Genomic DNA, 12,868 nt, shown 5'->3' on the forward strand with positions numbered 1-12,868 from the left:
CCGGTGCCACCCCGGGGTCGAACGCCGCCACGTCCGCGCCCGCCAGCTCCGGCTCCTCTTCCGGCTCCGGTGCCACCCCGGGGTCGAACGCCGCCACGTCCGCGCCCGCCGGCTCCGGCTCCTCTTCCGGCTCCGGTGCCACCCCGGGGTCGAACGCCGCCGCCACGTCCGCGCCCTCCAGTGGCCAAGGCGTGGACTCGAACATCCCCAAGGGCACTCCCAACAAGCCCAATATGCGGTGCACCAACCAGCTCAGCTACGCGAAGGACAGCAGGAGCAACGCTGAGATCAACTCCATCGGCTCGGTCACCGGCTACTGCCCGCCGGTCACGATGACCGGGACGCTGCTCTACAGCGGTGGCCAACTGCAGGTCGAGGCCCACTACGCCACACCCGAGTCCTTCGACGCCACCGACGAGACGCTCATCTACGGCGAGTCCCTCATCTGCTCCAACGACGGCGACGCCGGCATGCCCGACAAGGACGGCTACGCCACCTTCCCGTGCACCGAGAACCAGTTGGTGGCCGCCGCGAAGAAGGGCAACGTGCCGGTCCGCGTCATCCTGGACCCCGCCTCCTCCTCCACCGCCGTGCTGGTCCAGGAGAAGTTCCAGTCGTAGAAGGCCGCAGGGAAGCCGCAGGCACCCCGCCCGCGCACGCCGCGCACCCAGCAGCGCACCGCGAAGGGCCCCACCGATACGGTGGGGCCCTTCGCGGTGCCTGCCGAACGGGCTTGCCGAACAGGCGGGGTGGCCGCCGCGGGCCGCGGCGGTCACCCCGTCACTCACTGCCCGTACGCCACCAGCAGGTTGGTGGCCGGAACCACCACGAGCCCGCCGCCCGCGCCGAGTCCGGTCGGCAGCTGGGACGGGGTGTGCTCGTCGGGTCCGTTGATCGGCGTGCCGACATCGGTGGACCAGAGGGACTGACTGGTCGCGCCGTTGAGCGCCCACAGCTGACCGGTTCGGGAGCCGACGTAGACGTAGCCGTTGACGACGATCGGCGCCGTGCTGATCTGGCCGTCGCCGTCGAACTCTCAGCGAGTGGCGGTCGCCGGTCGGCTTCCCTCTGGGCCTCGGAGACGATGAACAGAGGAGCCGGAGAAAGCTCGAACTTGTAGCGCTGCAGTTGCCGGAGGGCGCGTTCGCGCTTCGGGTACGGGCGGTGAGCCATATTCCCAGCCTGGCAGAGGGCTAGTGCCAGAAAATGCCGTCTCTATCTGGCCGCGGCCCTCGCAAGGCCGGCCACCGCGCAACCGGGTTCCCAGCGACATTGACGGGTGGGGCGATTGCTGGGGTTGCTGTGCTTCGCTGCTGTACCGCAGCGTCCCTGAACGCCGCTGAGCGCCTCGGATGGTGATCAACCGAGAGTGGGCGCTAGCCTGGCGGGGCCTCATCTCTGAGAGGGGGGCGCCTCGTCCCGAACGGTGACGAGACGCAGCCCCAGAGATGAGGTGGAGTGATGGAAAAATCGAACCCTCCCCCGGCGGTCAAGGGGAAGATTCGAGAGGTTGCTGGTCGGCTCGTGGTCGCGTTGGGGGCTCGTGCTCTCTGGGCGTTGACCGAGAAGCTGTTCAGCCACCACTTCGAGGGGTGACGCTTGTCGTCCCCCGGACCACCGACGCTGGTGCATCCCCCCCGTCGCCTCAGCGTTGGCGCATCGAAGCCGTCACTCCTACTCGCTCGGGACAGTCCCCCTTTCTGCCCCAAGCGTCTTGCTGCCTGGAGTTCCTTTGATGGCGCTTCGCCAGCCCTTCTGGCTCCCCACCAACACGCTTTCCAACTGTGGTGGTGGGTGGTGGGCGTCGTGCGGGACCATTCACCTGCGTTCATGGACGGCTCACCACCAGCTAGGGAGCGGCTCCTGGTCCCGGTTGAACGTCAGTGAACCGGGCTGAATGAGACGGAAACTGAGACCGCCCACCCCCTTGGATGCTCACGACCGAACTACAGCAGGGACCGGGCCCAGATCGGTCGTCTGCTCCGCTGCCTCCGAAGCCCGGCGCAGCCGTGCCATTCCCGCGGCAAGCTGTCTCCTGCCGGCGCTGTCCGCGCTCGCCGTCGGCGTTACCGTCATTCGAGCGTGCGAAGATCTCGCGCCCGAAAGAAGCGACGCCCCGCCCGGAAGGTCAGGACGAGCGTCATGACGGCCAATACGAGGTTGAGAGTGTCCACGGTCATGACGACCGGGCCGGATCCAGGACGGAGCTATGAATCGCGTTGCAGGAGGCTGAGGACGGCGCGGGCCAGGGAAGCCAGCATGCCTTCGGAGATCGGCTTCTGACCGATGCGGAAGTCGACGGAGGAACGGCCGTTGGCGCGCTTGAAGCGGAAGTCGACGTGCAGCCGGAGGAAGGCGATGACGCCCGCGAGCACGACCATGTCGGTGGTCAGGTCATCGCCGCCCATCTGGTCGTCCCCGGGCGGGTCCGCCAGGACGTCGCCGACCAGTGTGGCGCTCGCTTCCTCCTGGGCCAACGCGGCCAGTACGCGCCGCGCGGCGGCGGTGTCCATGGCGACCGCCGTCGGCGGCGCCGCGTCCGCGGCCTCGAAGAGCGCGCTGATCACGGCCCGTGCCTCGGACGGGCGGGTGAGGCACGTGGGGTAGCGGCCGCTCAGGGTGTAGGCGATCTCCTCCAGGGCCAACAACGCTAGCCGGTCGGGGAGTTCGGCGAGCTGGTCGAGGTCGACGTCGGGCACTTCAACTCCAGTCTCCGAGCGGCACGAACGCTGCCCAGTGGTAGGGGTGGGCGAGGTACCTGCGGGTCTCGTCGGCCAGCATCCGACGCTGAGCGTTCCACAGAGCGCGCCAGACGGGCAGCCCGCGCATCACCCCGGCCGTGAACGAGTCGAGCAGCTCGGCCGAACTGTCCTGGTCGACCTGCCAGATCGGGGCGATGACCGTATGGGTGCCCTCGCGCAGGAAGGCTCGCGGCAGGCCGGTGAAGTCCTCACCCGGGTGCTCCGGCTCGTGCCATCCCGCCGAGCAGGCCCGCAGCACGACCCGGGCCGGCGTGATGCCGCCCTGCGGGAGATCGCGGGCACGCAGGAGCTTACGGAAGGCGTGCTGAGAGGATCCGTCGAGACTCAGGCTGGGGCGCTCCGCCCCGTCGGAGAGCAACAGCGCAGAGTTCTCCGGATCGTTGAGGTCTCGATACCCGTGGCAAGCGACGTAGGCGAGACCGATACGGCCGAGGCCGTCGAATACCCGTTGGGGCGTGGCCTGCGGTCCCGTCAACGATGTCACGGCCCATCCGGGGGCTTCGGGCAGCGCATGCCTTTCGAACTCGTCCCTGCCGTGCTGCAGATCCTCGGCGCTCGCGACGCGCACGCACAGCGCCGAGGTGGAGCCCACCAGCGCCGAGGCGGAGCCCGTCGGACCCGCGGCACGGAGGTATTCGAGGGCGGAGATGCTCGGGACGTAGACCACCGCGGCATGCTCCGCGCAGTACCGGCCGTCGCGCAGCCGCAGGGCGCCCAGCGGCAGCACGGACAGCGGACCGTGCGGAGCCACACAGAGCAACTGCCGCCCCTCCAGCAGCGCTTGGAAGGGCAGCAGCACATCGGCCAGGTCCTCCAGGGGGAGGGGGACCGGTCGGCGGGGCTTGATCGGGGGAACCGGAGGGAACGCAGACCTGTCCCCGTTGACAGCGCGGCGGATCCTCTCAGCCGCGGCGTGCAGTTCCGCCCGCCCCCACGGGATCCGGTACAGCTTCGGCTCACGGCTTCCGGAGGCCAGGGCGAAGCAGAAGGTCTGTGATTCGCCGACGAAGTAGGAGGCGAGCACCATGCCTTCCGCGGGGGCGGACTCCTTGATCAGCCGGAGCGCGTCGTGAAGCCGCGCGCCTTCGGCGCGGCGCAGCCGCACATAGCCGGGTGCCGCTCCTTCGAACCGGCTGTGCAATTCGTTCAGTTGCGCCGCGCACTCGCGCCAGCGCGCCGCCCGGTCGGAGCGGTCTCCCACAAAGAGGCGGCGTTGCTGGGTGAGCAGTATGCCCTCGGCGACATATTGGTCCAGAGGGACGCCGGAGGGCGGGCCCAGCGATCGTCGGGAGAAGTCTTCGACGATGCCTCGGGCCTTGGCCTCTTCGTGCAGGTCGAAGGCGAGTACGGTGGCGGGGCGGTCGTCGGGCAGGTGCAGGCTCGGACCGTGGAGGGTGAGGAGGGACAACAACTCCTCGTAGACTGGTTGGGCTTGTCCGGAGGCTTCGTCGGCGTCCTGATGGGCGGGACCCAGTGCCCGGTTGCGCAGCCGAAGTGCTCGGTGGTGCCACAGTACGTCGAACGCCCGCTGAGGTCCTCCGGTGAGCCCGGTCAGGAGCCGGGCGACAGCGACCGGCAGTTGCGGCTCGGCGAGACGGCTGTAGGTGTCGTGGTGGTCAAGGACCTTGGAGAGTAGCGCCACGGCGGCGGCCGGCCCCTGGGTTGTGTCGAGGATCTGAGCGACGGGAACACTGAGATCCCGCAGGGTGGTGGCCAGGTCCCGTTGAAGAGCCTGGTGTATGCCGCCCGCCAGCTCTTCGGCCAGCAGTCGGCGTTCGTCAAGGTCCGCGGTCACATGGAAGAGCCGTTCCCGGGCCATGACGCGCAGGTCCGGCAGGAGCGGGTCGGGTGACTGGGCATCGTCGAGTCTGGCACGCAGGCTGGCGATGAGTGGGGAGAGGACAGGGTCGGCCGGCCCCACCAGGGAGGCCAGCCGCGGCCCGCCCAGGATGCGCTCGGCTCGTTCGGGCAGCCGCACGGGTTGCGCCGGGTGACCAGGGCCCGGGGCCAGGTAGAGGGCATACCGGTAGCACTCCGACGCACCGGCGGCGTTCCCGTCACGCCGCTCGAGGTCGCCGAGGATGACGAAGACCTGGCCGAAGCCGGCCCATGTGCTCTTGGTGCCGTCGAAAAGGCAACTGGCCAGATGGTGGTCGACAGGCGTTGGACACCGCGGTCACCGCCCTCGGCCTCGACCTAACCGCGGTGTGGGCCAGCGCGCGCACCGACACGCGCCTGACGATCGCGCTCGCCGGCCGTGACCCCGACGGTCCCGAGGAAGCGAGCCGGACCGCACGCGCCGACTTCCTGCGGCTCCTGGCCCTTGGCGTCGCCCCCAGCCGGGCGGAGCTGATCCTCGGCGTCTCCAACACCAGCGGGTGGAGGAGCGACACGACGTTCGCGACGGCCTGCGACGCGGTCAGCTCCGCGGCAGCGCCCTACGGGTACACCCGGCAGATGGGCCTCACCCCCGAGCGGGTGGCGCGCTTCCTGAAGGCGCTCAGCACGCCCGGTACGACCGTCCTCGCGGCCGCGGCCGCCGTGGGTGTCACTGCCTCCGCCATCTACCAGCGGCGGCGCCGCGACAACGAGTTCGCCAAGGCCATGGACGAGGCCCGTGCCGGTAAGGCCAACCAGGAGCGGTGACCCGGACGCGCTCGGGCAGTCCCCGCCGGGGCACAGTGCTGTCGTCACCGGAGCCGGATAATAACGACGACAGCGTGGCGGGTGGTGCCCGCAAGCACTTCCACCAGGGCGCCGACCTCGACCGCGTTGTACGCGTCGCCGCCACTGGTTCGTGCCTGCCGGGCCGGGGCTGCCACGGCGAGGAGCTGCGACATTTGCGCGGCCAGGGGCGCCTTCAACGTCTGCGACAGGGCCGTGTGCCCATCGGGCAGACGTACGGCCAGGTGCCGGGGGCGCGCGGCCGGCCCTGTGTAGCCGACCGCCGTGGCGTCCACGGTCTCGGAGTGACGGACCTTCACCCACTGGCGGGAGCCGCCGCGGTATGCGGTCGCTCCGCCCTTCACCATCAGGCCCTCGATGCCCTGGACGCGTAGCGCCTCGTACCAGACCCGGGCCAGCTCAGGGTCGGTCGTCGTCGGCACGGCCTGGATCGGTGGGCCCATGCCGTACTCCTCCAGCAAATGCTCCAGCAGGGCCCTGCGGCGTACGTAAGACCACCCGCGGACGTCCCCGTGCGCCGGGTGCTGCAGGACGTCGAACACGGCGTAGGCCGCAGGTTGTCGTTCGGCGAGGAGCCGGACCCGCGCCGGCGTCGAGTACGCCCGGGACTGTGCCGCGCCGAAGTCCACATGCGCGTTGACGTACACGACGCCCTCCCCGTCGAGAATCACCCCGGCCGGAAGCTGCATGCCCGCGAGCGCGAGATCCATCCACTGAGGCGTGACATCCCGCCCGGACCGGGTCTGCAGGCGCACGGACTCCTCGGTGCGCCACATCACAAGCCGGTGACCATCGAACTTGGCTCGTAGTGCAGATCCTTGCCCACAGGCAGCGTCGGCACGGCCTGCGCGAGAGCGACGGAGACGGGCCAGTCCACAGAACGAGCGTGCGTCAGCTCTGCCCGCGGTGCTCGCTGAGATGTAAGCGGCCGCGCTCACCTACGGTGCGCGCGCCCACGACATACATCCCGCTCACCCGCTGCGCCGCGCGAACACCACCTTGTGCCTCCGGCCCCAGACTGCCGCAGCGATCAACGCCTCCGTCGTACTGAAGCGCTGCTCCGGTGACCGGCTCCAGGAATGGAAGATCGTCCCCGAACAGACCGATCTCAACCCCGCGGCAGGGCAGACTGGCTGGTGGAGCCTGCGGCCGGCAGGCAATCCCAAGCTCGCTGCCGCCTCACTGACGGTCGGCGGCACCTACAGCGCGATCAAGCTCTTTCGCGCCACCAACAGCTCTGACCGTCTCTGGCTACCACGAGTTGGCAGGGCGTAGCTGGTGACACCGTCGCGCGCTGCGTAGCGACGGACGCTGAGGGCCCGCTACCGGTGTCGGGCCCTCAGCGTCGAAAACGGAAGCACGTCCGTGAGGCCGTTTCCCCGCCGATGATGCCAGCGCGCGAGGAACGGCAGGCCCTCTGGATGACCATCCGGCGACCACAGGAAGTGGGCGTTCTCGATCCGCGTCCACTGCACGTCACACCCGGACCAACGACCGATTGATCCAAACGAATCGGCCTAGGGCCCGCGCGGGCCCCATCTTGGCCCCATCTGACCCTCATACACGTCCCAGAGGGCAGTGGGCTAGGCCACATGTCGATCAAGGAAATGAGAAAAGGCCAGGTCAGAAGTACTGACCGGACCCTTAGTCGTAGAGCCCCCTGTCGGATTCGAACCGACGACCTACGCATTACAAGTGCGTTGCTCTGGCCAGCTGAGCTAAGGAGGCCTGCACGTGGGCGTGCCGCTCACGTGCCAGTGCAGTGTACCCAGCCCCCAGGCGGTCCCCGTCGAAAATTTCCGCGAAGTTCACAGGCCCCCGGGTACTGACATACGGGGTGAACGCCAGGTACCGTCCAGAGCCAGTTCACCCTCGTGGACTACACCAACCACCTTCCTACAACGGATCGTCCGGCACGTTCCTGCCGGTAGAAGGGGGCCCATCACCATGGCCACTGTCACGTTCGACAAGGCGACCCGGATCTACCCGGGTTCCACCAAGCCCGCCGTCGACGGCCTCGACATCGAGATCGAGGACGGCGAGTTCCTCGTCCTGGTCGGCCCGTCGGGTTGCGGCAAGTCCACCTCGCTGCGGATGCTCGCGGGCCTGGAGGACGTCAACGCCGGCGCCATCCGCATCGGTGAGCGCGACGTCACGCACCTGCCGCCCAAGGACCGGGACATCGCCATGGTGTTCCAGAACTACGCCCTCTACCCGCACATGACCGTCGCCGACAACATGGGCTTCGCGCTCAAGATCGCCGGCGTCAACAAGGCGGAGATCCGGCAGAAGGTCGAGGAGGCCGCGAAGATCCTCGACCTCACCGAGTACCTGGACCGCAAGCCGAAGGCCCTCTCCGGTGGTCAGCGCCAGCGTGTCGCGATGGGCCGCGCCATCGTGCGTGAGCCGCAGGTCTTCCTCATGGACGAGCCGCTGTCCAACCTGGACGCCAAGCTCCGTGTCTCGACCCGTACGCAGATCGCCTCGCTCCAGCGCCGCCTGGGCATCACCACCGTCTACGTCACCCACGACCAGGTCGAGGCCATGACGATGGGCGACCGGGTGGCCGTCCTCAAGGACGGTCTGCTCCAGCAGGTCGACTCGCCGCGCAACATGTACGACCGCCCGGCCAACCTCTTCGTCGCCGGCTTCATCGGCTCCCCCGCCATGAACCTGGTCGAGGTCCCGATCACCGACGGCGGTGTGAAGTTCGGCAACAGCGTGGTCCCGGTGAACCGTGAGGCGCTCCAGGCCGCCTCCGACAAGGGCGACCGCACGGTGACCGTCGGCGTCCGTCCCGAGCACTTCGACATCGTCGAGCACAACGGCGCCGCCGCCGCCTCCCTGTCCAAGGACAGCGAGGACGCCCCGGCGGGTCTCGCGGTCTCCGTCAACGTCGTCGAGGAGCTCGGCGCCGACGGCTACGTCTACGGCAGCGCCAAGGTCGACGACGACCTCAAGGACCTGGTCGTCCGGGTCAGCGGCCGCGCCGTCCCGGAGAAGGGCGCCACGCTGCACGTCGTGCCGCGGGCGGGCGAGACCCACGTGTTCTCGACCTCCACGGGTGAGCGTCTCTCCGACTGACCGATCAAACAGAGAAACCTCTGACCAGGGTGAACTTGCCCAGGTTGACGATGAGGGCCCCGCAGCCTGCTGCGGGGCCCTTTCGGTTGCCCCGATTTACCCTGGCAGACGGGTGATTTTCGAGCAGCGTGCGTCAACCTCGTACCCGGAACAGGGCGCTTCTCCATCCCCCGAACAGGTGACTAAATGTCGCCAAATCATTACCGCACGCTACCCTCACACGCGTGAAGCACTCCACCACCCCTCAGACGCGACGCGGCCACCGGGGCGGCCCTGCCCGCCGGATCGGCCGCACTCTCGCCCTCGTCCTGCCCGTCGTCCTGGTGCTCTCCGGGACCCTCGCCGTCACCCGCGTCAACTGGACGGGAAGCCCACGGAACTCGGTGCTCACCGCGACCGAGGTCACCGACGCCGACGTCTCCGCCAAGGCCGTTTCCCGGGCCCCCCAGGACGTGCTGCGCGACCAGCTGATGACCGAGCTCCAGGACAAGAACCCGGGCCAGGTCCTCACCCACCTCCAGCAGGCGGTCAACGGCCACCCGTCGCTGGCCCGGCACTGCTCGTCCATCGCCCGCGCGCTGGGCCGGGCCGCGGTGCGTATCTACGGCGCCTCGCGCGCCCAGTCGTACGCCCGACCGGTCTGCGACACGTCCTTCGCGTCCGGCGTGCTGGCCGCGCACAGCTGAGCGCCGGTTGGGAAGCAGGTAACGGCTCCTTAAGGGCCCCTCTTACGGCGGGATGCCGACCCCGGGGCGCGTCGTAGAGTTCGGGCATGACCCATCCGAACGCCGCGTTGCGCCCCACTCAAGCCGTGGTCCTGGCCGGTGGCCAGGGCTCACGGCTTCGTCCGTACACCGACGACCGGCCCAAGCCGATGGTCGAGATCCCCGGTACGGGCACGCCGATCATCGGCCACCAGCTGACCTGGCTCGCCGAGGAGGGCGTCACGGACGTGGTGGTCTCCTGCGGCCACCTCGCCGAGGTCCTGCAGAAGTGGCTCGACTCGGCCGACCTGCCGGTCTCCGTCACGACGGTCGTCGAGAGCGAGCCGCTGGGCCGGGGCGGCGGCCTCAAGTACGCGGCCGGGCATCTGCCCCACCCCGACCGGCCCTGGTACGCCACGAACGGCGACATCTGGACGCGGTTCTCGCTGCGTGACATGGCCGACTTCCACACGGAGCGGGACGCGGTGGCCACGCTCGCCCTCGCCCGGCCGCGGATCCCCTGGGGCGCGGTGAAGACGGACGGCTTCGGGCACATCACGGACTTCATCGAGGCGCCGCCTTCGACGTTCGAGATCAACGCGGGTGTTTACGTCTTCGCGCCCGAGTTCGCCGAGATGCTTCCCGAGCGGGGAGACCATGAGCGGACGACGTTCCCGCACCTTGCCCGGAGCCGGCGGCTGGCCGGGTTCACGATTCCGCAGGGGGCGTACTGGCGGGCGATCGACACGGCGAAGGACCTGACGGAGGCGGCGAAAGAGCTGGCGGCGCAGGGTCGCTGAGCTGGACTGGCCGTGGCCCCGCACCTGCAAGGTGCGGGGCCTCGACCGTCTGCGTGGCCGTACAACTAGCCCAGCAAGCCGCCCACCAGGCCCGGCTGGCCCGAGGACGTCGAGCCGTCGCCGGTGCCTCCGGTGCCGGTGCCCGTACCGCCCGACGGTGACGAGCCGCCGGTGGTGGTGCCGCCGGAGGTGGGGCCCGCTGTCGTCGGCGCGGGAGCGGTGCGCTTCGGCGGGGCCTGGCCCGTGGTGCCCTGGGTCTCGCTGGGGGTCGTGGTGGTGGCGCCGCTCGTCGTGCGGCTGGCCCCCGGGGTCGTCGCCGCCCCGGAGGGGCTCGCGCCGGCCGTGGCGCCCCCGGACGGGGACGCGGGAGCCGACGGGGTCTTCGTATGGCTCTTGGCCGGCCGCTCGCCCGGCAGCGGGGAGCCGGGGAGGTTGTTGCGGGGGGCCTCGCCGGGGCCGGGGACGACCACACGGCTGGAGTCGCGGACCGCGCCGCCCAGGAGGGAGCCGACGAGGAGGGTGAGGCCGATGGTGACCGCCGTGATCAGGGCGCCGCGACGCAGTACGTAGCTGCGCAGCTCCCAGATGTCGGAGTGCGGGCCGAGGCGTCGCCAGGCGCTGCCCGCGAGGCGGCCGTCGACGGAGTAGACGGGGGCGCCGGCGATGATCAGCGGGGACCAGGCGGCGAGGTAGATGATGTCGGGGGCGTCGTACGCGGGGACGGTCTTCCAGCTGACGGTGACGATCAGCGCGGCGGAGAGCAGGGCGCCGACGACCGCGGCCACCCGCTGCCAGCAGCCGAGGGCGGTCAGGACGCCGACGATCACCTGGAAGAAGGCGATGACCAGGCCGGAGCCGACCGGGTGCTGGAGGGCGAACTGGCGCAGCGGCTCGGCGACGTCCCAGGGGTGCAGCGTGTTGAGCCAGGTGACCATGGAGCCGCGCTTGCCGCCGTCGAAGTAGACGGGGTCGCACAGCTTGCCCATGCCGGCGTAGATGGAGATGAAGCCGAGGAAGATCCGCAGCGGAAGCAGGACCACGCCCAGGTTCAGCCGGCGGCCGGGGTAGTAGGCGTGCCGGGCCGGGTCCTCGCCGTGCCGCCTGGCCGACGGCGGCTCCTCGAAGTCCTCGAACTCGTCGTCGGCGTAGGCCGGTTCGTCGTAGGCGCTGCCCGCCGTCCGCATGGGCGGCAGCAGCCGGGTCTCGCCCGAGGCCGGGGAGCGCGGATGGCCGACCGTCGGGGTCTGCACCGTCTGTTCGAAGTCGCCGTAGCCGTCGTCGACGCGCGGGATGACCTGGGTGGTGCCGGCCGGTTCCACGGGTTCCTCGGCGTACCGGACGCTGCCGCCCCGGACGGCCTGGAGCAGCCGGTGGGCTCCGGTGTCGTCGGGCGCGGACTTGCCGCTCCAGACGACCGGGCGGCGACGGCCGGTGGCCGCCCCCGCTCTGCCCGCCGTGCCGAGGACCGGGATGCGCGCGGTGTCCTCGGCGGCGCTGAAGTGCCCTGCGGCCCGGGGGGATTGGGTACGCCGTGTCGATACGCCCAGCTGCACGCGGAAACTCGCGTGGTTGACGATGACCTGCGCCGGATCGCTCGGCACCTTCACCATGCTCAGCGCGGGAGCGTCGTCGGGCCCGGAAGTGAATCCGGAGCGGAATCCCGGCGAGCGGTCCCCCGTAGGTGTGCGGGGTGTTCTGGTGTCCACACTCATCTAACCGAGTGACGTGGAGATAGGACACTGCTTTGACCGCCCGGAAGTGTCCGGACCCCGTCAAGGATGTCCAGGACACCGGAATTACGCCGCACGGGTGAGGTCGCGGACGTCTGTTCAGCCCCTGCGGCGCGCCGCCTCGTACCGCCGTCAGCCCCGCTGCCGGGCCGCCTCGTAGAGCACGATCCCGGCGGCCACACCGGCGTTGAGCGACTCGGCGCCACCCGGCATCGGAATACGCACCCGGAAGTCGCAGGTCTCGCCGACCAGCCGGGACAGGCCCTTGCCCTCGCTGCCCACGACGATGACGACGGGGCCGGAGAGCGCCTCCAGGTCGCCGATCTCGTGCTCGCCGTCGGCGGCCAGGCCGACGACCACGATGCCCGCCTTCCTGTACGACTCCAGGGCCCGGGTGAGGTTGGTGGCGCGAGCCACCGGCGTGCGGGCCGCCGCACCGGCCGACGTCTTCCAGGCGCCCGCCGTCATACCGGCCGCGCGCCGCTCGGGTACGACCACGCCATGACCGCCGAAGGCGGAGACGGAGCGGACGACCGCGCCGAGGTTGCGCGGGTCGGTGACCCCGTCAAGGGCGACGATCAGCGGGTCCTCGCCCTCGTCGTAGGCGGCCTCCGCCAGGTCCTCGGGGTGCGCGTACTCGTACGGCGGGACCTGGAGGACCAGGCCCTGGTGGTTGAGGCCGTTCGTCATACGGTCCAGCTCGGGGCGCGGCGCTTCCATGAGGTTGATGCCACCGCGCTCGGCGGCGAGCTGGAGGGCCTCGCGGACGCGCTCGTCGTTGTCGATGAACTGCTGGACGTAGAGAGTGGACGCCGGAACGCCCTCGCGCAGCGCCTCGACGACCGAGTTACGGCCCACGACCATCTCGGAGGTGCCCTTGCCGCCCCGGCCGCGCGGCGCGGGACGGCGCACCGTCTGCTTCGCCTTGACGTTGGCGATGCGGTTCTTCTTGTGTCCCTTGCGCATCTCGGCGGGCGGGGTCGGCCCCTTGCCCTCCAGGCCCCGGCGCCGCTGGCCGCCACTGCCGATCTGCGCGCCCTTCTTGCCGGACATGCGGCGGTTGTTGGCTGCCATGGGTTACTCGTCTCCGTCAGCTTCGTTTC

General features: G+C 70.1%; 10 protein-coding genes, 1 tRNA gene and 2 pseudogenes. 5 read left to right on the top strand and 8 right to left on the bottom strand.

The window, feature by feature from the left end; all coding sequences use genetic code 11:
* A pseudogene (locus ABZ396_RS31295) lies at nt 1-205 on the bottom strand (hypothetical protein); the annotation flags it as partial.
* Between ABZ396_RS31295 and ABZ396_RS31300 the strand changes: the two are divergent.
* A complete protein-coding gene (locus tag ABZ396_RS31300) occupies nt 192-620 on the top strand; it encodes a hypothetical protein (RefSeq protein ID WP_358918710.1) in 429 nt (142 codons plus the stop codon). The pseudogene ABZ396_RS31295 and the gene ABZ396_RS31300 sit on opposite strands and share 14 nt — an antisense overlap.
* A 164-nt stretch (nt 621-784) precedes the next feature.
* Here ABZ396_RS31300 and ABZ396_RS31305 read toward each other — a convergent pair.
* The 3 genes and pseudogenes from ABZ396_RS31305 to ABZ396_RS31315 form a co-directional block, all read right to left on the bottom strand.
* A pseudogene (locus ABZ396_RS31305) lies at nt 785-1,021 on the bottom strand (PQQ-binding-like beta-propeller repeat protein); the annotation flags it as partial.
* A gap of 1,186 nt (nt 1,022-2,207) precedes the next feature.
* A complete protein-coding gene (locus ABZ396_RS31310) occupies nt 2,208-2,699 on the bottom strand; it encodes a hypothetical protein (protein ID WP_358918708.1) in 492 nt (163 codons plus the stop codon).
* Nucleotide 2,700: 1 nt separating this feature from the next.
* Complete coding sequence (locus ABZ396_RS31315; RefSeq protein ID WP_358918706.1) at nt 2,701-4,740, bottom strand: CHAT domain-containing protein; 2,040 nt, start codon at nt 4,738-4,740, stop codon at nt 2,701-2,703.
* 185 nt (nt 4,741-4,925) lie between these two features.
* Between ABZ396_RS31315 and ABZ396_RS31320 the strand changes: the two genes are divergently transcribed.
* The gene (locus tag ABZ396_RS31320; RefSeq protein ID WP_358918705.1) at nt 4,926-5,408 is read left to right on the top strand and encodes a hypothetical protein; all 483 of its coding nucleotides are present in this window, start codon (nt 4,926-4,928) and stop codon (nt 5,406-5,408) included.
* A gap of 44 nt (nt 5,409-5,452) precedes the next feature.
* Here the strand turns inward: ABZ396_RS31320 and ABZ396_RS31325 are convergent, their stop codons facing one another.
* Both ABZ396_RS31325 and ABZ396_RS31330 read right to left on the bottom strand, forming a co-directional pair.
* A complete protein-coding gene (locus ABZ396_RS31325) occupies nt 5,453-6,202 on the bottom strand; it encodes a DNA ligase (RefSeq protein ID WP_358918703.1) in 750 nt (249 codons plus the stop codon).
* Between the two features lie 899 nt (nt 6,203-7,101).
* A tRNA-Thr gene (locus ABZ396_RS31330) sits at nt 7,102-7,175 on the bottom strand.
* Between the two features lie 219 nt (nt 7,176-7,394).
* Here ABZ396_RS31330 and ugpC point away from each other — a divergent pair.
* From ugpC to ABZ396_RS31345, 3 genes are all read left to right on the top strand, one after another.
* Nucleotides 7,395-8,531: a sn-glycerol-3-phosphate ABC transporter ATP-binding protein UgpC gene (gene ugpC, locus ABZ396_RS31335; protein ID WP_358918701.1), complete on the top strand. Its 1,137-nt coding sequence runs from the start codon at nt 7,395-7,397 to the stop codon at nt 8,529-8,531.
* A 224-nt stretch (nt 8,532-8,755) separates the two neighbouring features.
* A complete protein-coding gene (locus ABZ396_RS31340) occupies nt 8,756-9,217 on the top strand; it encodes a hypothetical protein (protein WP_358918699.1) in 462 nt (153 codons plus the stop codon).
* Nucleotides 9,218-9,303: 86 nt separating this feature from the next.
* The gene (locus tag ABZ396_RS31345; protein WP_358918697.1) at nt 9,304-10,035 is read left to right on the top strand and encodes a nucleotidyltransferase family protein; all 732 of its coding nucleotides are present in this window, start codon (nt 9,304-9,306) and stop codon (nt 10,033-10,035) included.
* A gap of 65 nt (nt 10,036-10,100) precedes the next feature.
* On the opposite strand, the gene ABZ396_RS31350 is transcribed toward ABZ396_RS31345, so the two are convergent.
* Together ABZ396_RS31350 and rlmB are read right to left on the bottom strand one after the other, a co-directional pair.
* Complete coding sequence (locus ABZ396_RS31350) at nt 10,101-11,747, bottom strand: DoxX family membrane protein (RefSeq protein ID WP_358918696.1); 1,647 nt, start codon at nt 11,745-11,747, stop codon at nt 10,101-10,103.
* A gap of 150 nt (nt 11,748-11,897) precedes the next feature.
* Nucleotides 11,898-12,839 carry a 23S rRNA (guanosine(2251)-2'-O)-methyltransferase RlmB gene (rlmB, locus tag ABZ396_RS31355; RefSeq protein ID WP_358918695.1) on the bottom strand — a complete coding sequence of 314 codons (942 nt, stop codon included), beginning with the start codon at nt 12,837-12,839 and terminating at the stop codon, nt 11,898-11,900.
* Nucleotides 12,840-12,868 lie beyond the last annotated feature (29 nt).

This window comes from Streptomyces sp. NPDC005866, from assembly GCF_040629895.1.
Taxonomy (GTDB): domain Bacteria; phylum Actinomycetota; class Actinomycetes; order Streptomycetales; family Streptomycetaceae; genus Streptomyces.